The organism is Paenibacillus sp. LS1 (assembly GCF_026013365.1).
Lineage (GTDB): Bacteria > Bacillota > Bacilli > Paenibacillales > Paenibacillaceae > Paenibacillus.
This window is the reverse complement of the sequence record NZ_JAPDOE010000006.1, coordinates 192510-217141: the sequence shown is the minus strand read 5'-3', so window position 1 is coordinate 217141 and position 24632 is coordinate 192510. Positions and strand designations below refer to the sequence as shown.

Sequence of the window (24632 nt, the reverse complement as noted above, 5' to 3'; positions counted from 1 at the left end):
TGGATGGCATCATACCCAACCAAATGATATAGTGTTGGTTACAAAGACAAACGGAGGTGATTCTGCCAGTTATGGAACGTTCTGATTCTCGGCTAAGCATGGGGTGGAAGCCTAACCCGTCTCTCAACTTGCCCTTGTATCGCCAGATTGAAGCCTATGTCCGGCAGAAAATCACAACGGGCGAATGGTCAGCTGGCTACCGTCTCCCCTCACAGCGAATATGGGCTGAGTCCATGGGGGTGAACCGCAGTACATTGGTCACTGCCCTGGATAACCTGACCGCCGCTGGTCTGATTGAGGGCAGACACGGCGGGGGAACATATATCTCCGGCTCTGGTTGGCATGGCATGGCTCACGGAGCCATGCCCAACTGGAACGAAGCCATCGAGGAGGGTTGGTATTATCCCAATCTGCCCGAGATCCAGCAGATTAATCAGGCTGAATTCAGGCCTGGCATCATACGTCTTGGTACAGGGGAGCTTGCCCCGGAGCTGATGCCTCAGGATGCTTTTAACGACATTCTGTATGCCCTGTCCCATCGTTCTCGTACACTCAACTACCTGGAACCTCAAGGAAGCCTGGAGCTTCGGGAGGCTTTATCCGTCCATTTGCAGACTACTGGCATTCAGGCCTCTCCAGATTCCATACTGATCGTATCCGGCTCTCTTCAGGCGCTACACTTGATTTCGGTAGGACTTCTGCCTCGCGGATCAGCAGTTCTGTTGGAAAAACCGTCGTATCTCTATTCCATTCACGCCTTTCAGTCGGCAGGGTTGAAAATGAGTGGTATCCCGATGGATGACGAAGGATTGCATATTGCACGTCTGGAAGACGCGGCGCAGCATGTAAAAGATCAGGACCACATCTCGCTTCTCTATACGATCCCGAGCTTTCACAATCCTACCGGCTCTGTGATGAGTGATCACCGCCGGGAAGAACTCATGACCACCGCTCGAACTTTGGGCATCTCCATACTGGAGGATGCTGCCTACAGTGATCTGTGGCTGGATACACCTCCCCCACCATCGCTGAAGGCGCGTGATCAGGAAGGACGGGTGCTGCATATGGGTACTCTGTCAAAGGCAGTCAGTCCCGGTCTGCGCCTCGGATGGCTGGTTGGGCCAGAACCGGTTATACGCCGACTTGCAGATATCAAGATGCAGACCGATTACGGCACCAGTTCACTCGCCCAAGAAGCCGCTGCCCTGTGGTTCGCCGAAGGACATCATGCAGGACATATGGAACGCCTTCGCCCTGAACTTCGCAAACGAAGAGACTTCATGCTGGATCTGTTGCGACAGTACTTTCATGACATTGCGGAGTGGAAGATACCTGCTGGCGGGTTTTATATCTGGCTGCAATTCACTATATCGCCTCTCTCCATCCGCCAATTGTTCCATACCTGTCTGGAGCAAAATGTACTAATCCACCCGGGCTATCTGTATGACAGGCTGGACGCGAGTCACATTCGGCTCTCCTACGCCTATGCATCCCCTGATGAGATGGAGCGTGGACTGCAATGCTTGGCAGAGGCTGTCCACAGGCTCATGGATTCTGGCTCCTGACTTCGAATGTTGGTTCCTGAGTTCATAACGCAAACAGCCTTGACCTGAAAGGACCATGTCCTTCAGATCAAGGCTATTAGCGTACGTTTCCTAAGTGTGTTCGAATACCAAAAGCGCGTAGTTACCCGCGAAGCTGAGGTATTCTTTCGAATGTTTTACCCCTTTACAGCACCCTCCGCGATACCTTCCATAATGAACTTCTGGAAGAAAGCATAGATCAGAATAACCGGAATCGCAGTCAGTACCAAGGAGGAGAGAATCAACGGCCATTCCTTGTTGTATTCCCCAAACAGCATGTTCGTGGACAGAATCAGCGTATAGCGATTCACATCGGTCAGCATGAGCAGTGGCAACAAGAAGTCATTCCAGATCCACAGGAAGTCCAGAATCGCGATGGTGACTGTGATCGGAAGCAAGAGCGGGAAGATAATCTGGAAGAACGTCTGGAACTCATTACATCCGTCAATCTGGGCTGACTCCTCCAATTCACGCGGAATGGACTTCACAAACCCGTGATAGAGGAAGATTGCCATGTTCACACCAAGCCCGATATAGATCAGGGCCAAACCGTACGTGCTTCCCTGTACACCCATGCCTTTGGCTACCCGTGTCAGCGGAATCATGATCGAGTGGAACGGCACCAGCATGGATGCAACAAACAGGAAGAAGATCAGGTTGCTCAAACGGCCAGAGGTACGTGACAGCTTGTATCCCGCGAGTGAGGCACAGAAGACGATTCCCCCGATCCCCAGAAAGGATACAATCGCCGAGTTCATCGAACTGCCCAACAGATTGATTTTGTTAAACGCGTCCGAATAATTCTCCCAGTGCAACGTTGTTGGCAGCGCGATAAAGGATTGGAACATCTCACCTTGTGTTTTGAAAGAGTTCACCACCGCCATGTAGATCGGTAGCATGGCCACGAGAGAGCCCAGAATCAGCAGCAGTCGAATCAGATAACTGTTCAGTCGTTGCATCCTCATGCTTCCACCTCTTTCTTCTTCATGACGGTGATCTGAATGAGTGTAAAGATGAGTACAATGATGAACAGCACAACCGATTTAGCACTCGCATAGCCGTATCTGAAGTTGTTGGAGAATGCTTCTTCATAGATGTTCATTGTAATAACCTGCGTGGCCCGGCCCGGTCCACCACCAGTCAGTCCATACACCACTTCGAACACTTTGAATGCTCCGTTCAGCGTCAGGAAGAAACAGATAGTCACGGCATGAGTAATCATCGGCAACACCACATTGCGCAGCACCTGGAATGCGTTAGCCCCATCAATAACAGCCGCTTCCTTGAGACTTTTCGGCACACCCTGGAGAGCAGCCAGATAGATGATCATCATATACCCTACACCGTTCCAGAGCGATACGATCAGAATGGAGTAAAATGAAAACTTCGGATCACCCAGCCATTGCTGGTCGAGGAACGAAATAGCCAGTTTCTCCGCAAGCTGTGGCAGCACCTGAGAGAAGATGAAGGTCCACATGAAAGCACTGATGATCGTACTGATCATGTTAGGCATGAAGAACAGGGTCCGGAAGAGCCCTTTGCTGCGCGTCCGTGACTCAATTAATACGGCGAGCAGCAAGGCAATTCCATTTTGCAGAATCAGCATAAATATTACATATTTCATCGTGAACCACAGGGAGTTCAGAAAGTCGGGATCTTCTTTGAACAATTCCACGAAGTTGCCCAGACCGATAAAGCTGTAATCCCGATTAAGTCCGTTCCAATCCGTGAGGCTATAGAACATGCCACTAAACGTAGGGTACAGCAGGAAAATCGCATAGATGACAAAGGCAGGCGCAGTGAACGCGAGCAGTGACAGATACTTCTTGAACACATTCGTAGCCATTGGTTCTCCCCCTTTTCACTCGAAGCGGATGATTGTAAACGAGGGAACGAAGAACGTTCTGCCTGCCGTATCATCTGCTTGGAGACTGCGACGGAATAAAGTACCGCTAATTGGTTGGCAAAACCCCCAACACTGTAGAGATTTTGCCAACAGAAGCGGGTACTACATTCCTCGCAACTCCTTACTTGTTGACTTTGTTGTACGATTTCCACGCCTTGTCGAGCGCATCGATAACCTGCTGTTGATTTAATTGCCCAGAGTAGTAACCTTGCAACGCTTTGCCTGATTCGTCTTTCACCGCTTGAGGGATGGATGGGTCCTGATAGGCTTTACCTTCACTCACATATTTCTGGGCATCATCTACCCACGGGAAGCTCTTGAAGTCATGGATCTTGGCAACCGGATTGAACTTTAGTGCTTCAAAGAATGCGCTTGAATCCTTGTCATCGAGAATGTAGTTCACAAAATCGAGTGCCACTTCTTTATTCTTGCTTGTTGACGATACCGCCAGTGAAGTAGAGGTACTCAGATTGATTTTGGTATCATCCGGATTGTCATTGATCGGCATTGGTGCTACACCAAAGTTCAAGTCCGGATTGGACTTCAGGATCGTTTCGGCAAACCATGGTCCCTGAATCCACATTGCGGCGCTTCCTGAAGCGAAGGCTGCTGAACCATCATCTCCGCCCACTTCCAAAGCTTTGTCCGTTCCATTGGCATTGACCAGATCGAAGATATCGAACAATGCTTTCATATCTGAGAAGGAGCCTTGATCCTGATTCATCTTGTCGACGAAGTCTTTGTGCTCCGACTGCGTTAATGCACCCACAGTGAGTGGCAGGAATAATTGCGGAATCCAGGATTCTTTGTAGGACAGTTCAAACGGTGTGATGTTGGCTGCTTTCAGTTTCTCCACGACCGCTTTCATTTCCGTTAACGTCGTTGGTACTTCCAGCCCCTGCTCTTCGAAAATATCTTTATTGTACAGATAGCCCCATGATAACGTTTCCAATGGAACAGCCACGACTTTGCCCTCCGAATCCGTTACGGAAGGTTTGACTGAATCCAGCAACTTATCTACAAAAGGTTGGCCCGACAGATCTTCCAGATACCCAGCTTTGCTGAATGGTGGAATCTCGTTGACCGCATGAAGAGCGAACACATCCGGTGCATCATTGGAGGCGAGTCGTGTCTTCAGAATCTGAGGTGCATTGTCCGCTGGCGGCATTTCCAGTTGCACGTTCACCTCAATGTTTTTCTCTGCTTTCTCCTTGGCTTTGAACTGTTCTATATATTTATCGTAATGTTCTTTCAGCCGAGGTTGTGCAACGAATACTTTGAGTGATACCGTGCTGCCTGATGCCGATTCTTCCTGCCCATTGTCCGTTCCTGCATTGGAGCCGCAACCTGCGAGCAGAACACTGACCAGTACCGCACTTGCTACGCTTTTCCATACTTTCATCTCTTATGACCTCCCGGTGTGTAACTGGTTTGTCTTTCATAGGCTCATTATATATCAGAAAATGAAAGCGCTTCATTGGACAAAATTAGACTCGTGTATTGGATTATTTTAAACCTTAATCCTGCCGCAAATGCTCTCTCGAACGACTCATTCCGTGCTACTGCTTAAATTGCCTGATATACGAGTATGTCCCTTCCGCATCTCCCCCGGTGAAACTCCGAAATGCTTCTTGAATACCCGATAGAAGTAGGACACATCCTCATAACCCGCCATCTCGGCAATATGCTTGAACGGAATCTGTTCATCCATCACCCATTCCTTCGCTCGCGTCATACGTAACTGGACTACATAGTCGGTCACATTCACCTCATACTCTTTCTTGAATACCTTGCTGAGATATTCTTTACTGACAAAAAAGATTTGGGCGAGCTGCTCCAGTGTAATCATCTCCATGCAGTGCTGCTCAATGTATTGCTTCACCTCGTCTAGGTTCAGCTTGTTCTTGAATTTACGCTGCGCAATCAGCTGCTCCAAAGCCTGGTAGTACGGCGTGGATATCCAATCGATTGTAGATTCGATGGAAGCCAGCGCTGTCGAAGGAGGTAGCGCCGTTGCCACTGGGCGCTCGTACAAGCCGTTGGAGACGCACAGTTCATCCAACAACGCCTGTAGTTCATAGGCTACGCGCCCAAGTTGCCGAGGTCTGTTAATCTCGCATCTTTCCAGCTTCTGCTGCAATTGCTGGAACCATTCCCGCAAACTCTGAACGTTTAGGTCATTAAACCGCAAGCGAGCCTGCTGCTGAAACAAAGAGAAATCACCCGCAAACGCAGAAGGATACGATTCCCAAGATTCTGGCGCTGATTCAACCTTTTCCAATTCTTTTGCACATTTGGCAAGTACACCATTCAGTTCATCCGGATTCACCGGTTTGAGCAGATAATCCGCAGCCCGATGCCGGATCGCGTGTTTTGCATAATTGAAGTCGTCATATCCACTCACCACGATCACCTTGATCTGTGGGTATTCTCCGCTCAGCGTCTGTAAAAGCTCCACACCGTCGGTGCCTGGCATCCGCATGTCCGTAATGATAATGTGAGGCTGATGCTGTTTGACCAGTTGTATGGCCTGCTCACCATCCTCTGCCTCACCTGCAACGGTCATGCCGAGTTCATTCCAATCTCCGAGGTTGCGCAAAATATCCCGGTTCCACGGTTCATCATCCACCAGCAGTACTCTGTACAGTTCCTTGTTCACAAGGCTTCGCCTCCTGTATTGCAGGGGATTCGTACCGTAACGCTCGTCCCCTGTCCGTATTCACTTTCTATACTCATCCCGTATTCAGGTCCAAAATGCATCACCATTCGTGAGGCCGCATTAACCAGCCCAATACTTGTGCCTGAACTCCACACCCGATCTGCCTCCCAGGTAAGCCGCTCCAGTCTGGACTGCATCTCCGCTAATTTCTCAGCATCCATACCCACGCCGTTATCACGAATTCGAATGGTTACATCTTTAGGTTCACAGACGACCTCAATGCCCAGCTTCCACTCGCCCTGCTTCTTCTCCAATCCATGTAAAAATGCGTTCTCCACAATCGGTTGCAGAGACAACTTGGGAATATAACAAGCCCGAAGTTCCCCGGTAATCTCCAAGGTATATTCAAGCCTGCCAGCAAAACGCTGCTTCTGAATCAGCATATAATGCTCCAGCTGGTCCAGTTCAGACTGTAGGGGCACGAGCCCGTCCGGCGCTCGTACAATATAACGAAACATCTCGCTCAAGGCTCGAATGACCTTATAACTGTCTGCCGGTTTTTGCGAGTAGACCATGCCGCCAATCATCTGCAACGTATTTTGCAGGAAATGCGGATGGATCTGGGATTGCAGTGCTTTGAGCTCGGCCGTCTGCTTCTCCAGATTCATCAGATAGTTGTCGCGAATATGTTCCCGAATACGACTTGCCATACCATGCAGATTTTTCTCCAGCAGACCAATCTCATCTACCCGGCCACTTCGTACCACTTCCCTGTCCTTGATCAGCTGGATACCCTTCATGGAGTTCGCCAGTCTGACAATGGGTTTCGATGTACGCCAGGCTACGAGCGCAGCTAGTCCTACAGAAATAACGGTTGCTAGGCCACCCACAACCAAGCCGTATTTCATCGTTTCCAAGGCACTTTCGTTAATGACGTGGGCAGGTACAACCTTGATCACACGTAGTCCTGACGGCTCAATGGAATGAAAGAATACGTATTCCTTGGCTGTACGAATGAAACCCGAAGTTTCTTTTGTGCTTGCCAATTTCTCCAGTGCTTCCGCAGACGGCTTAATCTCTTGATTTGGCTGATAGACCGGACTGCCCGTGTTGTCCGCAATGTATACCGCATAGGCTCCCCGGCTATCCAGCAGCTCTAGGGTCTGGTTGAACTCAGCCCACTTGACCTCCAGACTGATGGCCCCAATCTGTGCTTGATCCTCGAAGCGGTTCATGCTGCGAGTCATGTGAAACTTTTGCGGATCGTCCGGATCATTGATAATCGTAAAATCTTTATGTTGTGCAAAAAGCTCATGATATCCTTCCGGTATTTCCGATACCGCTTTGATGCGAGAATCCATGGAGTTGAAGGTGAACAGGGTGTCCAATTCCTTCAAGTACAGTTCAACGCCAAATACATAATTGCCAGCTGAATAGTATACACTGTTGAGCATATTGAAAACGGCCTTCTGCTCATCGAATCGACTGGCTGTCGGCGCTTCCTGATTCAGCGCCAGATATTGATGCAATTCGTCACTGATCTGAATGGAATAGATAATATTGTTCATGCGAGCGAACTGTTCACCCAGATAAATAGAGGCCCAGTTCATGTTCGCCCGGTTGGTCTCCATAATCTCCTCTTCCATGGAAGAGCGGGTATTTTCGGCTGCCATGGCGGTCATGGCAATGACAGGTAGAACAGCCAGCAGCGTCATAGTCAAAATCAATTTATTGCGAATGCTGCGTTTGAAAGGATCTGTCAGCTTCCGATAACATTCGGTAAACACAGCGCATCCACTCCTGAGCTAAAATAGACAAACGCCCCAGCATGGAAGCCGAGGGCGCTTTGGTCTTTATATTCGTTTGGAAATGTTAAAATATCACGTTATACAATAGAATGAATGGTTACACGAGATCACTACGTGGTCAGAACAACCCTCTGATCGCTGTTATCACCTGATTTTTTTGATTCCCTTTTCTAAGGGGAAAATCCGTTGATAAAGGCGAGGTGTATGCTTCCGATGCAGCTTTCTTTCAGAAAGCTTTTAGCTCCGCTTCCTCAGGTTTCTTCTGCCCTCTCCGTTAACGTGTACATGTTGAATTCAACTTATATACCTATATTATTATTTCCTATTATTGTTCAATAATCCGTATTCCCCATGGTTCCAGTTCGATTTTCTCTCCCGCAGCAATCGGGGTTCCTGCCAGAAGTTCGGTCCCTTCCCCATAAGCATTCACGAAGGATGTTGCCTCATCTGCATAATTGAAATAGTAGCGAATCGTGTTCCCCTGATCGTTCACACCTGTCTTCACAATGATAGGAAAAGCCAGCTCCTGATCAGCTCCCCATACGCCCGCTTCCTTCATAACACGTTCCAATACCTTACGGATCACCGCAGAACTGGTATAACATCCGACATAGGTTGCTTTGCCTTTTCCATAAGCATTCTGGGTAATTGCCGCATATTCACCCCAATGCGGATGATCATACCAAGCGAGTACTTCAGCCGTTGTGGGTGTAATTAGTTCCATCCAGGTGTGAACCTGGTTTTGCTCCTCACCAACCTCGAATGGATCATCGCGCAGCGAGACATGTTTTGGCTCTACAAAAAGGTTATAGCTGATTCCACATGCCTCACTGATCAGGCCGGGCTGGCGAGTAGAGCGTACCTTGATATGCTCATTTGCGAATCCGCTTTTGAACGAGTAGACGATATGTCCGCCATCCTGTACGAATTGATTTAATTTTTCCAACAATGCATCCGAAGCAGCATACAGAGCAGGTACAACGAGCACATCATACCCAGCATAACTCTCAACAGATGGATCGATCAGGTCACAGCCAATATTCATCTTGTACAATTCATCGTACATCCAGCGCACCACGTCATTGTAGTTCTTGTCACTGGTGAAGTTAAACCCAAACCATTTGATTGATGTAAGAGCCTCATTGCTGAACAGCACAGCCACCCGATTCTTTTTCTTCAGATTCACAAGCTTTGGACTGAGACGGGCAAAATCCCTGCCAATCGTCTTCGCTTCGTTGTACACCGGATTAGGTTCAAAGTCATGACTGAGCAATCCTTTCCAGTACGTCTCAAAGGAGTTGTGCAACGAATGCCAGTGCCAGTAAGCGACCATGTTCGCCCCTGATGCCAGATGACTGAATGCCTGCAAACGCAGCTGTCCCGGATAGGGAACCCAATGCCAGAACGCCTGTGCTTCGGTCTCCAGTACCAGATAGTTCGATTGTTTGGTCGAACGCGCCACATCCCCGCCGAATGAAATCTCAATGCCTGTCAGATCATCCTGGGAAGGATGGTAGATGTCCACACTGGTGATGTCAAAAGGTTTCGATGCGGCAAAATGATCCACATCCCCTTGAATGCCGTACGAATATCCACGCCAATCGAAGTCAAAATTCTGGGTAACAAACTGTCCTTCCTGTTTGTATTCATTCACGATCCCCACTTGCCAAGCCAAAAAGTTGGTTACCAGCTGTCGCTGGAACTTGGCAAATTCAGCGCCCAGACTCCCGTTGATCGTTCCTACAACAGACGGGAAGTCTTCCCAGCTATTGATCCGATTGCTCCAGTAGTCGAGGCCAAATTCCTTGTTAAGCTCATCCAGGGAGCTGAACTTGTTACGCATATATTTGACGAATTGCAGTTGTACATTATCTCCTGCGGTATTGTAATGCTTCGTCTCGTTATCTGTCTGATAACCAATTACTGCTGGATGTGTGCTCACTCGAGAGATCAGCTTGCGGATAATCCGCTCGGCATAGAATAGATAGGTTGGGTGTGTAATATCCATGATCTGTCTTGCGCCGTATTTGCCAGGTCCCTGTGAGGTGGTAGCCAGCACGTCCGGATGTTCCTTCACCATCCATGTAGGAACAGCATACGTTGGTGTCCCAACGATGACCTGAATTCCTGCCTCATGCATGGCATCCAGCACACGATCCACGGAAGAGAAGTCAAATACGCCATTCTGCGGTTCATGGGTACTCCAGGTTGATTCTGCAATGCGGACCACGTTGATCCCTGCATCCTTCATCATCTGAATGTCCTTGTCCAATCTTTCGTAAGGCATATATTCATCATAGTAGGCTACGCCATATAATAATTTATCCATGATTTAATCTCCTTTTTGTCGGGAAAATGTAATGATCTTGACATGTGCACGAGTTGACATATTCCAACCCATAATGGTAGCGTTTACAATATTATCGGTTGAAGAACTTGGAATGGTCAATAACCTCTTCGAACGCTGATGCGCTCCATGGATTATCCATGCTCGCGTTAAACTGATTATAATGAAGTATACTAAGGGTGCCGATTGTACAAGGCGAGTTGTTTTTACCCTTTTCCGAGGTGAATGTTATGGATATTCGATCACAGCTCCGAGAAATGCCTCACCATACGTTGGCCCATTGGCTACCTATTATCGACTGTAACATCAAATTTTATGGCGCGCACAGCCAACAAGTTCCATATGGATGGGCGATGCCGGAGGAATCACATCCGGGCTTTGAGATTATGTTGATTATCGAAGGCACACAAGAAAGTGTGATTCATGGTTATACCTATACCGTAGAGGAAGGTTCCATTCTTCTCATCCCTCCCGGGTTCAAACATACGAATCAATGTGTATCCACGAAAGGCATGACTTATTTCAGCGCTCATTTTAATGTGGATGATCCGGTCTTCACTCTGAAGCTGATGTCACAGCATAGCCAAATCTACGCAGCAGGTACGACAGATAACAGGAAGATGCGCGTTGTGCTGGAGAGTTGGATGGGCATGATTAACGTATCTGAGGCCTATACATCCACCGACAAAATGATCATGCAGGCACGCATGTTTGAACTGTTCGCCCTGTTGTCCCAAGCCGCTGATAGCAAACCGGAGGCCGCTTCTTCCGTTGCTGCTTCACACGCGCCAGCCCCTACAGCCATGCATTATGCAGGAGCTATAGCCGAGGCGATCAAGCAGGCCTTCTATGCCCAGCTTCGAACCAAGGAAGACAGTGTATCCACGGTCAAAGTAGAGCAGATTATCTCCTCGTTTGGCATCAGTCCGGGATATGGTTTGCAGGTCTTTCGAAAGGTATATGGGAGATCGCCCAGGGCATACCTGTCCAGCTTGAAGTTGCAGGAGGCCAAAGTGCTGATCGAACAGCCCGAGCTGTCACTCGGTGAAATTGCGTGGAAGCTCGGCTATACTCAACTGTCTCATTTCAGCAGACAATTCAAACGTTGGACAGGCCAAAGCCCGCTTCAATATCGCAATCATCATGCAGATGCTTCTGGCGATCCTGTATCCTACAGATCTGAATCGAGCCCAGAATCTTGATTACGGATACGTTCGTACTCTTCCGGCGTGTTCATATTACTCAATTGCATCGCAACTTGATGAACGCCCGCTCTCTCAAGCTCTTCAGCTTCGACATATCGGCAACCGATCTCTTCAAGCCATCGCATGACTCGAAGATGATCCTGCATCAGGCGCTGCTCCAGATCAGGGAGCACATGCCTGTGATACGCACCAGCAAGGGGATGGACACGCCCATCCACGCGTGGAACGATAGCAGAATAAGAGTCATGCGACTCGGCCAGCTTTTTTATCCCATCAAAAAAGGACGTTTGCAGGAGCGGCATATCGCAGGCGCAGACCAGATTCCATTCTGTAACGGAAGCCTCCAGTGCCGCGTGAAGACCCGCGAGTGGTCCCTTGCCCGGATAGTGATCCTGGACGCAGTCATAGCCCATTTCACCGTAGGATGTCACGTTGGGTCCGGCAGCCACGATGATACGGGATACTGCGGGTCTCAACGCCTTCGTCACATGTTCCAGTACAACGGAACCGTTCAGTTCCAGCATGGCCTTGTTGGTCCCCATGCGACTGGATAATCCTCCTGCTAATATGATGCCTGTCCATTCCCTCGCGCTCATGATGTATTGCTCCCTTCTGGTAACGATGTGGGCTTGTTATATCAATCGATCAACATTTTCTATAGATTGAATCCCCTTTCAACAAATGATACATTGAACAATATGCATTTGAAAGGAATGGCTTAATTGGACAGACCTGTACCTTCAAGAGGAAATTCCTCATTGGTTTCTCTGAAACTATATAACTTTTTCATATATGGCGCCATTTCTATCTTTGCCGGTTTCCTGCAGCTCTATCTGCAAGAGATTGGTATGACCAAACTGGAGATTGGCAGTCTGATGGCGATTGGACCCTTTGTATCCTTGTTCGCCAACCCGTTCTGGGGCTTCTGGAGCGATAAATCTCGCAATATTCGGATCATCCTGATGATTATGATGGGAGGCACATTTGTGCTCGCCCAGGGTGTGTTCTATGCGCCCAGTTATACGTGGATCTATGTAGCCATGATTTTCTTTTATTTTTTTCAAAGTCCATTATTCGCCCAAACAAACAGTCTGATTCTCGGATATATCGATGGTACGACCCAGAAATTTGGAGCATTCCGGCTCTGGGGTTCACTCGGTTGGGCGCTGACTGCTGTCGCTGCTGGACCGCTCATTGACCGTTTTGGCATCGGTAGTGTATCCATTATATTTGCGTGCATGATTGCCGCAGCCTTTTTATTATCCGTATTTCTGCCCAGACAGCCGATCGCTTCGGATACACCCGTGGTTACTTTTCGGCGGTTTGGCAAAGTCATGTTCAATCCGTATTTTATGACTTTTATCGGCTTGGGTGTGCTCGTATCGGTGCCTAATGCCATGAACAGTACATTTATGTCACTATACATAGTAGAGATGGGTGGCGACAAACAGATGGTCGGCTGGGCCATTTTCACCTCATCCATTCTCGAAGTCGGTGTATTCCTGCTGCTCGACCGCTTACTCAAACGCAAAATGAGCATGCTCCTGGCATCGCTCATCCTGATCAGTCTACTATTTGCACTGCGCTGGCAGCTCATGGCCCTGGCTACCAACCCGATGGAGATTGTATTCATTCAGCTGATGCACTCCATTACGTTCGGTGGGTACTTCTATGTAGGCACACAGCTGACCATGCTGTTCATACCAAGACCTTATCGTTCCTCCGGTCAAGCGGTCTATACGATGGCCTGGGGCGGTCTCTCTGGCGTGATTGCTGGTCTGTTCGGCGGCTGGCTATTCCAGAGCTTCGGTGCGGAAATCATGTATAGCATCGGCGTATTCTTCTCGCTCATCGGCGCGGTTGGATTCGGCATCATGTGGTTATCGAATCGACGTAACGGCTATCAGCCGGTTGTGTTGACAGAGATGGGTAATATGGATGAGGACGGTTAATCTTTTGTTAGAAAAATTGAAAGGTTTCCACTGGAGCACTACGAGCACAGAAGAATCTTTCGATCGCTGTTATCCCCGGATTTTTTTGATTCTCTTTTCAAAGGGTGAAATCCGGGGATAAGCGTATGCTTCCGATGTAGCTTTCTTTCAGAAAGCTTTTAGGCGAACGCTCCGCTTCTCCAGCTTTCTTCTGTCCTCTCCGTTAGGGTGTAAATATAAAGTTCAAACATTCAAACAAAAGATTAAGAATAGGTGCAGTAAAGAGAAAAGGCGTCTAAGGTTTGTTGCCCTAACGAACCTTAGACGCATTATTTATAGCAATTTCACGAAATTCTAAAGCTAAGGAATCTCAGCCACGTTATTTCGCATAAAAGATGCTGAAAATCAAAAAAAGACAAGCCAAATAAGGAAATAAGGTGTCTACGATTCGTTAGTTTGCTGGAATGCCCGAATACACTTAAATAGCGTGTCCTAGGTTCGTTTGATTCTTATCCCATACGTACATTCATCCTTCTGCACACGCTCATGTTCATGTTCATGTTCATGTTCATGTTCATGCGAAATTGTATTACTAAGTCTAAAACTGGACCTGACTATACCCAGAAAAACAAAAGGGCATCCTTCGCCATAATCATGACGAAGGTGCCCTTACTATTACTTATAACTTGGCTGCTTACCAACACGCTGGTGAACAGACCTTAAGTTCTTCCAACGGTCTTATGCCTTCGGCAGTTGGAACGAGCTTTTCAGGGATACGACCCGGTTAAATACTGGACGACCTGGCTCGGAGTGTTTCGGATCTACACTAAAGTAACCGTGACGGAAGAATTGGAATTTATCCTGAGCATTCGCTTCCTTCATCTCTTGTTCCACAAACCCGTTAACAATCTCAAGGGAGTTCGGGTTCAATTGATCCAGGAACGTTTTCTCCGGTTGCTCTTCCACAACCTCAGCTTCAGCCCCAGCTACTGCCACTTCCACCTCTGCTTCCGGTGCTTCATCCAGGATCAACGGCTCATACAGACGGAATTCAGCAGGTACCGCTTGAGTCGCTTCTACCCAGTGGATCGTTCCTTTGACTTTACGGCCAGTGAAGCCACTGCCGCTCTTCGTCTCTACATCATAGGTACAATGAATCTCGGTTACATTACCTTCTGCATCCTTGATCACATCATTACATTTGATGAAGTATGCATGTTTCAGACGAACTTCGTTGCCAGGGAACAAACGGAAGTATTTGTTCGGCGGATTTTCCATGAAATCGTCTTGTTCAATATAAATCTCACGGGAGAACGGAATTTGGCGATTGCCCATCTCTGGGTTCTCCACATTGTTCTCTGCTTCAAGCCATTCGACTTCCCCTTCAGGGTAGTTGGTAATGACCACTTTGAGCGGGTGCAGGACAGCCATTGTGCGCGGAGCTTTCAGTTTCAAGTCTTCACGTACAAAATGCTCCAGCGTTTGCAGGTCGATAACCCCTTGGCTCTTCGAAATTCCTGTCTCGAATACGAAATCACGAATCGCTTCCGGTGTATATCCCCGGCGGCGCAGACCTGAAATCGTTGGCATACGTGGATCATCCCATCCATCCACATGACCTTCGTCCACGAGCAGTTTCAGCTTCCGCTTGCTTGTCACCATCTGGGACAGGTTCAGGCGGCCGAATTCGTATTGACGTGGTTGACTCTCCATCTCACATTCCGCAATAACCCAATCATAGAACGGGCGTTGATCCTCGAACTCCAATGAACAGAGGGAATGCGTTACACCTTCAATTGCATCTTCGAGCGGGTGAGCAAAGGCGTACATCGGATAGATGCACCATTTGTCGCCAGTGTTATGATGGTGTGCATGTGAAATCCGGTAAATAACCGGATCGCGCAGGTTGATATTCGGTGCAGACATATCGATCTTGGCACGCAGCACTTTCTCCCCGTTCTTGAATTCGCCTGCACGCATGCGTGTGAACAGGTCGAGATTCTCTTCCACCGAACGATCACGGTACGGGCTGTTCTTGCCCGGCTCCGTTAGCGTTCCGCGCATTTGACGGATTTCATCGGCGCTTTGGTCGTCGATGTAGGCTTTTCCTTTTTCAATCAACAAGACAGCACGCTTGTACATCTCATCAAAATAATCCGAGGCAAAACGTTTCTCGTTCCACTCGTATCCGAGCCATTTCACGTCTTCCTGAATTGATTGAACGTACTCTACATCTTCCTTGACCGGGTTCGTGTCATCAAAGCGCAGATTCGTTTTGCCGCCAAATTCGCCGCCCAGCGTAAAGTTAATCCAGATCGCCTTGGCATGGCCGATATGCAGATAACCGTTCGGTTCCGGAGGAAAACGGGTAATAACTTCCTGGACTTTCCCTGACCGGAGATCTTCGGTAATAATATTTTTGATAAAGTTAGGTGGGGTTGTACGATTGTCCACAGGTATCAAACCTTTCATGAATTGATTGGAGCTTTCGGGAATTGCAGCAATTCCGGCTATAATTCCTTTATAACGAAGTCATTTCCTGAAAAAAACTGTTTTCTTGGAAAGTTTCGTACGCGTTTCATTTAAATATACCTTTAACGGGGGAGGAGTTCAATAAAGAACGGCACCAAAGTCAGGATCAGCCGTGCATAAATAGGCCCAAAACCATTTTGACGGGTTCGCTCGAATCATGTAGCATGATAGTAAAAACAAATTAAAGGGAGGGTTTCCCATTCCATCGAACTCGCTTAAACTGACCAAAGAACAGCAGGATGAAGCCATTCGCACCATCCAGTCGTATTTCGAAGAGGAACGTGGCGAAGAACTGGGTGATCTGGCCGCTTGGGGTGTCCTCGACCTGTTCATGACACAGCTCGCTCCCTACATATATAATCAGGCACTCCGTGACGCACGCACAACGGTCAATCAACGCATGGCCTCGATGGAAGAAGATCTGTTTGCACTGGAGCAAAAATTGCCCAAGACCTCACGTTAATCACTACAAATAAACCTATACTATACAAAGAAAGAAGGTTGCATTCATGTTTACCTATTCATTGGATGAATATACCGAACTCCGGCCACTGGCCATGGAACATACCAAACCGCTGTTCGAACTGACGGATCGTTCGCGGGATCAATTGAGACATTGGTTGCCGTGGGTGGATCATGTGACAGAAGTGGAACACACCTCAAACTTCATTACTAACGCATTAAAACAAGGTGCTGAAAATGGCGGCTTCACCGCTGGAGTATGGTCAAAAGGGGATCTTGCCGGCGTCATCGGATTCCACGAAATTAACTGGACCAACCGCTCCGTAAGCATCGGATATTGGCTTGGAAAAGGCTTTGAGGGTCAAGGCTTGATGACAAGCGCTTGTCGCGTTCTGGTAGACTATGCACTGGTAACCCTGGATCTGAATCGCGTCGAGATTCGCTCGGCAACGAACAATAAACGGAGTCGCGCCATCCCTGAAAGACTCGGATTCGTTCTGGAAGGTGTCATTCGACAAGCAGAGAAGCTGCCTAAAGGATACGTGAACCATGCGGTGTACGGCATGCTTCAGCATGAATGGGAACTTTTGCGCTAATTCGCTTACATAATGAATCAGGAGTGTCTTCTCCCAACATATCGGATCAATATGAATACCCTCGATCTCCACGGAATGTGGTGACAGAGGGTATTTATGTATTGTATCCATATCTTTTAGAGGGCTCGGACCATGCCACCATCCACGATCAGCGAGGTTCCCGTAATGTAAGTATTGGCCCCGGATAACAGGAATACCACCGCTTTGGCGAACTCCTCCGGTTGACCATAACGGCCGAGTGGAATCTCTTTACGGAATTGGTCAGAAACCTCTTCCTCACTGATTCCATTTTGCTCTGCCCGTGCTTCATCCAGCTCACGAATGCGGTCTGTTGCAATACGACCCGGCGCTACCGTGTTGATCAAAATACCGTATGGAGCCAGCTCTTGAGACAAGGTCTTCGCCAATCCGAAAACGCCGGTACGGAACGTATTGGACAACACCAGACCCGGAATCGGCTGCTTCACCGAAGTTGAAGCGATATTCACAATGTGTCCTCCGCTTTCTTTCATATAAGGAAGTGCGCCGCGAATCAGCCTTACATAACTGAGCACATTTAATTCAAATGCACGTTCCCAATCTTCATCGGTTAGTGACTCAAATGAACCCGATGGCGGACCACCCGAATTGTTCACCAGAATATCAATCTGTCCGAACAACTCCGCTGTCTTGTGAATCAGAGCCTCAATATCTTCCTTACGTGTCACATCGGTTGCACAATATTCCACACGTCCGCCACCACCAAGCGCCAGAAGCTCCTGCTTAACTGCTGCGAGCTTTTCTTCGCTTCGGCTGGCGAGCATGACGTCAGCACCTTCTGCTGCCAATTGAGCAGCCACCGCTTTGCCTAGCCCGCGACTGGAAGCCAGCACCAATGCTTTTTTTCCTTGAAGTCCCATGTCCATCGTTGTTCCTCCTCCTCAGTCAGCTATGTTTCTATTTGGTCTGGATAAAATAACCCATAAGAATATCGTCCACATACTTGCCGCCGATATAAAACTCGGATACCAATCTGCCTTCCGTCACAAATCCACACTGTGTATAGAACGTAATCGCTCCTGGATTGCTGGAGAGCACGCGCAGCCTGAGCTTGCGAACGCCTTGTTCGATCGCATGCTGCTTGATGGCATCCATCAACGCTGTAGCAATGCCACAACGCCGATCATGAGGATGAACCGCAATATGAATCTCGTAGACATGACGGTTGACGGGCATACCTGTGGCTGGTTGAAAGCCCACATAACCACATACCCGCTCTCCCTGCACCGCAATCAATTGGCTGCCTGGCGGACAATGCTGCAGATATTGCTGTCTGGAGCGCCATTGCATCGGTGCAGGAGAGGTGTATTTGTCCCATACCAAGGTGTCCAACTCCATTAGCTGAGCTGCATCCTTGATTTCGGATGGACGAATCGTAAATGTATGGCTGGTAAGCATAATGATTCAACCTTTCGTGCTATAGTCGAAAACGCTGTACGTTACAACGTCGGGGAAGTTTAGAAAATTAAGATTGTTAAGAAACTTAGAATATATCGTTCGTTCGCTTCACTGTTTAGATTTCTTTGTTCTATATATTGTAGCATAGCCTCAGCTTTGACTAAAATTCCACTCGGTATTGAACCTTTTCGCAAAATGAGATAAACACTTAACCTTGCCGTAACGTCATGGTTTATACTGGTTCGATAAGGAGGGGATGCATGATGAATATCAAAGAGGCAGCAAGCAGGCTTGGTATATCGGCGAGAGCCATTCGTTTTTATGAGGAAAAAGGATTAATTGTACCCGCCAAACAGTCCAATAACGGGTATCGTACCTATACCGAAAATGATATCTGGCGGCTTCAGACCATTGCTGCGCTACGTGAGATTGGCATGTCCCTGCAGGATATAACACACGCGCTCGGAGAGATTGATCAGGGGAACCAGCAACGGCTAGAAGAATATCTGGAGCTGCAACAGGCCGTCATGTATGCCCAGTGGATTGAGTTGAAACGTATGATGGATACAACCCAGCGCATGATTGACCTGAATCGTCAGGATGGTCCACTGGATGTCAGCCATCTGCACGACCTGGCAGACAGTGCGCGTCGCCTGCGTGAAGCACGGCAGAACTGGCATGATCGGTGGAATTATGATACGCAGGCAGCTATCCACGATCAACGAGTGCAGGCAGCGGACAACGTCAGTACTGGACAATTCATTTCAGAGGACAGGCATTCTTCGGATGAAGCCTTTCCCATAAGCGATGAGCTTGAAGTTCCACACCCACACCATAATGCAGGTCATTCCACGCTGAGCGAATCCAAGGATGTGGTGCAGTCTACCTTTTATCTGTATCACAACTATGATGAGGGGCTCGAACAGACAGTTCAATGGATCTCTCCCGCCCCAGGTGAGAAAGGACTTGATATTGGTACAGGCACAGGTAATCTGGCTGGGAAACTGCTACAGCACGGCGCAGACATGACCGCTATCGATCAGTCCCGGGAGATGCTGCGTAGATGTCGCAACAAATATCCCGAGATGAATGTGAAGCTTGGTAATTTTCTGGCGCTGCCTTTTACCGATCATTCCTTCGACTTTGTTGTGTCCAGCTTTGCCTTCCATCATCTGAGTCCAGACCAGCAAGGACTGGCCTTACAGGAGATGCAGCGGGTATTAACCTCGCGCGGACGTATCGGTCTAACCGATCTGATGTTTGTTGATGCGACTCACCGTGATTCCTATATTCGGCAGGCCGAAACCACAGGACACCAAGAACAACTGAACGCCTTGCGCGAGCGTCACTTCCCTCTGCTCGATGAGCTATGCGGCTGGTTGGAGCAACAGGGCTACGTAACAAAGCATGTTCGGCATAATGAGCTGTTACATACGTTGTTGGCTGTTCCACTGCGGTGAGCTTTCATGAGCATATGCCAAAAAGGCCATCCCGCCTTGAATAAAGGAGGATGACCTTGGTATACATCATGCTACGAAATTACATATAAATATCAACAACCGTACGCTCAGTCGCACTACGTGCTTGTCTGAACTCATCAAGCGAGATGCTTACACCGCCCTGACGGTAACGGTTTGCTGTACGCTCAGTACGAATATCCTTGCCATTCACCGCTACACGGCTCACAGCACCTTCATTCAAGTGATAGATGAACGTCACTGGCTCTCCCGCATACTCGAATTCGAATTGCATGCCATTCAGCTCGGCTGGCAACACCGGGTCAATGACCAGATCGCCACCTTCTTGACGAATGCCAAGCGCGTTGGAGATCAGCTGGTTCATGTAGATTCCAGGGCCGCTGGAATAGATTCTCCATCCGCCTTTCACCTGTACAGTACCTTTACGGAGTTGGTCAAAATGCTCCTGTGCCTCGTAACGTGTATTGAACTTGCCGTCCGAACTACTGAAGTACGAGTTCGCTTGGCGAATCTCCGCGTTAGGCACAACCTCGCCGATGCCAACCGGGTTGATCATCGCGAGACCATTCCACACCTGATCTGTCTTGCCGAGCTTCGCCATCGCTTCCACATAACGGATATGGGCGTGTACATATTGCAAACCAATCTCACGTCCGAAGTTAGACGCTTGCTCTGCACGCTTGAAGTGTGTGCTTACACCACCAGCATATTGAGCTGGACGATTCATCAGACGCACGCCATCTGGGCACAGGAACTGCTCACGGATCAATGCATAATGCGATTCTGCTTGCTCCGCATTCAGCAACTCACCGATCATGCTGCGCGTCATTGGCAGCAGACGATATTGAATGCCTGTCTCTATGTCCGTTGGGTGAAGCATCAGCTTCGCTTGGTCGGCTTCTTCCATGTATACAAAGCCTGGAATCACATCTGTGCCCAGCATGTAACGGTTAAAGTCCTCACGGATGCCTTGAGCCAGCACGTCAAGCTCCTGTGCAAAGTCCGCATCCTTGAATTTCAGCGCTTGCGAGAGCACGTTCACGGACTGATACGTCAATGCCACCGTCCAACTGCTCACCATGTATTGCTTCAGCTGTGCATTGGCTGGTTGGAGTGTATCATCCCAGTCGCCATCGCCGTAGGAAGACAGGAACGTATCATGCAGGAAGTGCGAACGGATATATTCGATCTCTTTTTTCGCGTGATCTAATACAGTTGACGTCTCTTCCGTGAACCCGAAGCTATGCTTGACGGTATAAGGTACTTTCTCATCCAGAATCGCATAGTCGCGAGTCGCTGTCAGGTAGTCCGCCAATACTTTCAAAGGCCATACGATGATATCGCCATGACTTTCTTCCTGTTGAATCGCAAAGTATTTATCAAACATGAACCATTGTGGCCAGTTGCCATCATCTTCATATTGGTGAGTATAAACCATCTTGATGATATCGCGAACTTGCTCATATTTTTGCGTTGCCATAAAGTACTCCACCGGACCTTGGCACACATCACGTGTACCCCAAGCCGCGCCGCCATACTGCTCCAAACCGTGAGGCACAGAGTAGTGAACCAGCATGTTGTGGGTGTACCACCAAGCCAGCGCATTTACTTTGAACAGATCCTCTGCACTCTGACCTTCGCCACGGGACAAACGGAACCCGTTCATCACACCTGCGAAGAACTCGCGGTATGCCTGCACTTCCTCTTCAAATGTCAGGCTTGAACCTGCTACCACTCCGCTGTCCGCTTGGCCTTCCAATACCCCTTGTACCTTCAGCGTCCATTCAGCACTTGCTTCCAGACTAAGCGTAACCAGTGATGCGGAACCACTGCGGATACCACTTGCCAGCAGCGTTTCGTCCCCTACATTTACAGCTGCGCCATCCACCGACATGCGGTATTGCAGATCTGGGTACGTTCCTGCACTAATCGCTTGTGGATCAGCCTTGAAGATCAAAGTATCGCCATCCTGCGTCATATGCAGCGGATATTCGTACTCATTCACATTCATCGTAATCTGGTTTGTTACCAGGTAACGGTATGCCGTGCCACTTGTGGAGCGCACATTCATGCTTACTTCCGTAGTATGTGCCCCTGTATAGTTGGTCACGATGATCGTATCGGATTCGGTTTTGTAGATCCAACGTACATAGTTGAAGCCAATCTCGAACAGGGAAGGCATCGTCAGCAGACGATATTGTCCGTCCATTTCCACATAAATGCGTTGTCCCGCCGTCTTCGGCACGTTCAATGCATTACGGGCATTACTGATCATTTTATTAAAATTGGTGTTACCAATAACGAGCTGTGAGTTGAAAATACCGTACATATACGATGTCGTCGTAATAACCTGTGCTCCAAGTTGCACGTTGCCACCACTCATCAGAATGTGACCATGCGGACGCTCCACAAGCAATTCTTTTGCTTTCAGAACGATATGCTCATAGCTGCCTGTGAAGAAGGACAACAGTTCCTCACCGCTATGCTCTTCCTGATGACGGTCAGGGAACAGATCATGAATCTCATCTTGCGTCAGATCAAGCGTAACCAGCGGTTCACCCAGGAAGGAGGACAGTTTTACCTGTTCCAACGTGTCACCATTTTCCACAGTCAGAGCCTGTACTTCATTCCACGCTGCTTCAACTTCATCTCCGAATTCCAGTGCAGAGATTCCTTCGGCATGATTAGGCTTCGCCAGTCCATAGAAGACTACCTGTGCTTCTCCGTTCAGATTCAGCAGTTCCGATTGTAATGCCGTGTAGGCAAATTCATACTGATACGTCTCGTTCGCAAGCGTCTGGTGATTCAAGCTCTCTGGTTGATTGGTTTCCTTGTAAGACAGACCGAAGAATTGGAATCCGTCTGTGGAGTAACCGACTGCTTTGGTCAGGGAACCTTGTTGCATATATGGAAATGCACCGCCCTGAGGCTGGTTTTGACGGGAACAAACGACATATCCTTTGGCTTCATCTTCAAATACCGTGTGGTCAATGTATTGTGACAGATAAGCTTCATTGCTGCGTACCGCACCTGGATCAGCCAAACCTACATCCTGTCCGTATACTACATCTACGTTATGTTGTTGTCCTGTAAGTTTCACATCCCAGAACCAGACACCTTGCGGTGTAGCCGTAAATACGACCTGATAACCAATGCCTTGTTCACTGCCTTCGAGCTGGACTGTGCCTTCCCAGATCAATTGGTTGCTGGACTGAGCCTTGCTTGTAATCACCTTGCTATTCGAACGTACACCGAGCAGCGGGAACGAGCTGATTTGCTCTCCTTCGTGCACACGCAGGTACAGGTTATTTAGAGATCCATCAATCTGGTTACTTAGCAACTGGTTCAACATCGTCGTACCAGATGTAGCCTGGTACAGGTCTCCACTGTTCAAAAAGGTAAAGGATAACTCCCCGGCACTCAACCGGATCGGTTCATTAATCATCGTTGTCATAAGGTTCACTCCTTGAATTAGTATATTATCGAAACGTTTCGATAAATCTGAAAAAGAATAGGGGCCTCTTCAAACCGGCCTTTTACAGCCCGTCCGGACGATAACCCCATCATTGAACTTTTACTTCAGCATGCAGGCAGTCTTTGTTGTTCAGACTCGGTCTAGACCGAACGTACAGAGCTGCGCTCGATCATATTAATCGTTAACGTATACGATGGATCTACCGCTTCGCCATTAAGCATCTGGAATAACAGATGTCCTGCGAGCGACCCGGCTTCATGCTTCGGCTGGCGTATCGTTGTCAGCGGTGGACGAACATATTCGGACAACTGTATATCGTCAAATCCGATTACGGAAATGTCATTCGGCACCGATATGCCACGCTCTTCCAAAGCCTTCAGGCCGCCAATCGCCATCTCATCGTTACCGTAAAATACCGCCGAGGGAAGCTCACCCTGCATGATCATCATCTTGGTTGCACTGTATCCGCCCTCACGTACAAAGTTACCGTTCAAACGCCATTTGGACTTTTCTTCAAGTCCAGCTTCTCGCATCGCTCGCAGATACCCTTGGTATCGGAGCGCATTGTCATACGAGTTGGCTGGACCGCTGATATAAGCAATCTTCTGATGCCCTGCCTGAATCAGGTGACTGGTAGCAAGGTAACCACCTTGCTCTCCATCCACCAGCACGTTGACCAGATGGTCACTCGATAGCTGACGATCCATCACGATGATCGGAAAGCGATGACCAGCAGATTCCACCAGAATATCATCTTGGATGTTATGTGCCAGGACGATGGCTCCGTCTACTCTTTTTTCACGCAAAAATCGCACTGCCGTTGAATCCCGTCCACCCATGGAGCTGCACGCAATCAGGTCATACCCGTTCGCAAGGGCTACATCCTGTACACTGCGGATCAACTCAGAGTAATACGGGCCCGACAGATCTGTCAGGATCAAAGCGATCGTGTTCGTCCGGCTCCGCTTCAGGTCCATGGCAAAGCCGTTCTTGCGGTAATTCAATTCTCGTGCTGCCTCAAGCACTTTAGCCTTGGTCTTGGCACTAACCTTGCTATCCCCGCTCAGCGCATAGGAAGCAGTCGAGAGTGCTACACCTGCCAGCTTTGCCACATCCTTAATCGTTGCCATTCCACGTTCGCTCCTTCTAAACTAAAACAAATTCTAAGGTTATCTACATTTTATACGATACATGGTTAGAACAACCACTAAAT

At 48.5% G+C, this 24632-nt stretch carries 18 protein-coding genes; 6 read left to right on the top strand and 12 right to left on the bottom strand.

Annotation, left to right across the window (positions count from 1 at the left end; translation table 11 throughout):
* The first annotated feature begins 71 nt into the window (after positions 1 to 71).
* Entirely contained in the window at positions 72 to 1565 is a 1494-nt protein-coding gene (locus OM416_RS21385) for a PLP-dependent aminotransferase family protein (protein WP_264932789.1), read from the top strand.
* 155 nt (positions 1566 to 1720) lie between these two features.
* Here the strand turns inward: OM416_RS21385 and OM416_RS21380 are convergent, their stop codons facing one another.
* The 6 genes from OM416_RS21380 to OM416_RS21355 form a co-directional block, all read right to left on the bottom strand.
* Positions 1721 to 2548: a carbohydrate ABC transporter permease gene (locus OM416_RS21380; RefSeq protein ID WP_062836914.1), complete on the bottom strand. Its 828-nt coding sequence runs from the start codon at positions 2546 to 2548 to the stop codon at positions 1721 to 1723.
* Positions 2545 to 3429, bottom strand: a complete 885-nt coding sequence (locus tag OM416_RS21375) for a carbohydrate ABC transporter permease (protein WP_062836913.1) — start codon at positions 3427 to 3429, stop codon at positions 2545 to 2547. The genes OM416_RS21380 and OM416_RS21375 overlap by 4 nt, the downstream gene beginning before the upstream one ends.
* A 181-nt stretch (positions 3430 to 3610) precedes the next feature.
* Positions 3611 to 4891: an ABC transporter substrate-binding protein gene (locus OM416_RS21370; protein ID WP_264932787.1), complete on the bottom strand. Its 1281-nt coding sequence runs from the start codon at positions 4889 to 4891 to the stop codon at positions 3611 to 3613.
* Between the two features lie 147 nt (positions 4892 to 5038).
* Positions 5039 to 6148, bottom strand: coding sequence for a response regulator (locus tag OM416_RS21365; protein WP_264932786.1), 1110 nt, complete (start codon positions 6146 to 6148; stop codon positions 5039 to 5041).
* Positions 6145 to 7935 (bottom strand): sensor histidine kinase, encoded by a 1791-nt coding sequence (locus tag OM416_RS21360; protein ID WP_264932785.1) that lies wholly within the window; start codon positions 7933 to 7935, stop codon positions 6145 to 6147. Before OM416_RS21360 ends, OM416_RS21365 begins: the two co-directional genes overlap by 4 nt.
* A gap of 346 nt (positions 7936 to 8281) precedes the next feature.
* A complete protein-coding gene (locus tag OM416_RS21355; RefSeq protein ID WP_264932784.1) occupies positions 8282 to 10285 on the bottom strand; it encodes a beta-galactosidase in 2004 nt (667 codons plus the stop codon).
* A gap of 248 nt (positions 10286 to 10533) precedes the next feature.
* Between OM416_RS21355 and OM416_RS21350 the strand changes: the two genes are divergently transcribed.
* Positions 10534 to 11505 (top strand): AraC family transcriptional regulator, encoded by a 972-nt coding sequence (locus OM416_RS21350; protein ID WP_264932783.1) that lies wholly within the window; start codon positions 10534 to 10536, stop codon positions 11503 to 11505.
* Here OM416_RS21350 and OM416_RS21345 read toward each other — a convergent pair.
* On the bottom strand, positions 11475 to 12104 hold the full coding sequence (locus OM416_RS21345) for a molybdenum cofactor guanylyltransferase (RefSeq protein ID WP_264932782.1): 630 nt from the start codon (positions 12102 to 12104) through the stop codon (positions 11475 to 11477). The two genes, OM416_RS21350 and OM416_RS21345, sit on opposite strands and share 31 nt — an antisense overlap.
* A gap of 162 nt (positions 12105 to 12266) precedes the next feature.
* Here OM416_RS21345 and OM416_RS21340 point away from each other — a divergent pair, with 162 nt between their 5' ends.
* Entirely contained in the window at positions 12267 to 13460 is a 1194-nt protein-coding gene (locus tag OM416_RS21340; RefSeq protein WP_264932781.1) for an MFS transporter, read from the top strand.
* A 717-nt stretch (positions 13461 to 14177) separates the two neighbouring features.
* On the opposite strand, the gene OM416_RS21335 is transcribed toward OM416_RS21340, so the two are convergent.
* Positions 14178 to 15911, bottom strand: a complete 1734-nt coding sequence (locus OM416_RS21335; RefSeq protein WP_076332507.1) for a glutamine--tRNA ligase/YqeY domain fusion protein — start codon at positions 15909 to 15911, stop codon at positions 14178 to 14180.
* Between the two features lie 259 nt (positions 15912 to 16170).
* On the opposite strand from OM416_RS21335, the gene OM416_RS21330 reads away from it, so the two are divergent.
* Both OM416_RS21330 and OM416_RS21325 read left to right on the top strand, forming a co-directional pair.
* Positions 16171 to 16434, top strand: a complete 264-nt coding sequence (locus OM416_RS21330) for a DUF2164 domain-containing protein (RefSeq protein ID WP_076253656.1) — start codon at positions 16171 to 16173, stop codon at positions 16432 to 16434.
* Positions 16435 to 16480: 46 nt separating this feature from the next.
* Entirely contained in the window at positions 16481 to 17029 is a 549-nt protein-coding gene (locus OM416_RS21325; protein ID WP_036612698.1) for a GNAT family N-acetyltransferase, read from the top strand.
* Between the two features lie 116 nt (positions 17030 to 17145).
* Here OM416_RS21325 and OM416_RS21320 read toward each other — a convergent pair whose 3' ends face one another.
* Positions 17146 to 17934 (bottom strand): SDR family oxidoreductase, encoded by a 789-nt coding sequence (locus OM416_RS21320; protein ID WP_264932780.1) that lies wholly within the window; start codon positions 17932 to 17934, stop codon positions 17146 to 17148.
* A gap of 31 nt (positions 17935 to 17965) precedes the next feature.
* Positions 17966 to 18466, bottom strand: coding sequence for a GNAT family N-acetyltransferase (locus OM416_RS21315; protein ID WP_264932779.1), 501 nt, complete (start codon positions 18464 to 18466; stop codon positions 17966 to 17968).
* Between the two features lie 260 nt (positions 18467 to 18726).
* Between OM416_RS21315 and OM416_RS21310 the strand changes: the two genes are divergently transcribed.
* Entirely contained in the window at positions 18727 to 19926 is a 1200-nt protein-coding gene (locus OM416_RS21310; RefSeq protein WP_264932778.1) for a methyltransferase domain-containing protein, read from the top strand.
* Between the two features lie 79 nt (positions 19927 to 20005).
* Here OM416_RS21310 and OM416_RS21305 read toward each other — a convergent pair whose 3' ends face one another.
* Together OM416_RS21305 and OM416_RS21300 are read right to left on the bottom strand one after the other, a co-directional pair.
* Entirely contained in the window at positions 20006 to 23398 is a 3393-nt protein-coding gene (locus OM416_RS21305; protein ID WP_264932777.1) for a GH36-type glycosyl hydrolase domain-containing protein, read from the bottom strand.
* A 161-nt stretch (positions 23399 to 23559) separates the two neighbouring features.
* Positions 23560 to 24549 carry a LacI family DNA-binding transcriptional regulator gene (locus tag OM416_RS21300; RefSeq protein ID WP_264932776.1) on the bottom strand — a complete coding sequence of 330 codons (990 nt, stop codon included), beginning with the start codon at positions 24547 to 24549 and terminating at the stop codon, positions 23560 to 23562.
* Positions 24550 to 24632 lie beyond the last annotated feature (83 nt).

What these genes read in the sequence shown, in the direction of transcription:
- OM416_RS21355 (WP_264932784.1), bottom strand. Translation starts at nt 10,285, where the DNA reads ATGGATAAATTATTATATGGCGTAGCCTACTATGATGAATATATGCCT.
- OM416_RS21315 (WP_264932779.1), bottom strand. Translation starts at nt 18,466, where the DNA reads ATGCTTACCAGCCATACATTTACGATTCGTCCATCCGAAATCAAGGAT.
- OM416_RS21320 (WP_264932780.1), bottom strand. Translation starts at nt 17,934, where the DNA reads ATGGACATGGGACTTCAAGGAAAAAAAGCATTGGTGCTGGCTTCCAGT.
- OM416_RS21300 (WP_264932776.1), bottom strand. Translation starts at nt 24,549, where the DNA reads ATGGCAACGATTAAGGATGTGGCAAAGCTGGCAGGTGTAGCACTCTCG.
- OM416_RS21345 (WP_264932782.1), bottom strand. Translation starts at nt 12,104, where the DNA reads ATGAGCGCGAGGGAATGGACAGGCATCATATTAGCAGGAGGATTATCC.
- OM416_RS21380 (WP_062836914.1), bottom strand. Translation starts at nt 2,548, where the DNA reads ATGAGGATGCAACGACTGAACAGTTATCTGATTCGACTGCTGCTGATT.
- OM416_RS21310 (WP_264932778.1), top strand. Translation starts at nt 18,727, where the DNA reads ATGATGAATATCAAAGAGGCAGCAAGCAGGCTTGGTATATCGGCGAGA.
- OM416_RS21370 (WP_264932787.1), bottom strand. Translation starts at nt 4,891, where the DNA reads ATGAAAGTATGGAAAAGCGTAGCAAGTGCGGTACTGGTCAGTGTTCTG.
- OM416_RS21375 (WP_062836913.1), bottom strand. Translation starts at nt 3,429, where the DNA reads ATGGCTACGAATGTGTTCAAGAAGTATCTGTCACTGCTCGCGTTCACT.
- OM416_RS21385 (WP_264932789.1), top strand. Translation starts at nt 72, where the DNA reads ATGGAACGTTCTGATTCTCGGCTAAGCATGGGGTGGAAGCCTAACCCG.
- OM416_RS21335 (WP_076332507.1), bottom strand. Translation starts at nt 15,911, where the DNA reads ATGAAAGGTTTGATACCTGTGGACAATCGTACAACCCCACCTAACTTT.
- OM416_RS21305 (WP_264932777.1), bottom strand. Translation starts at nt 23,398, where the DNA reads ATGACAACGATGATTAATGAACCGATCCGGTTGAGTGCCGGGGAGTTA.
- OM416_RS21350 (WP_264932783.1), top strand. Translation starts at nt 10,534, where the DNA reads ATGGATATTCGATCACAGCTCCGAGAAATGCCTCACCATACGTTGGCC.
- OM416_RS21325 (WP_036612698.1), top strand. Translation starts at nt 16,481, where the DNA reads ATGTTTACCTATTCATTGGATGAATATACCGAACTCCGGCCACTGGCC.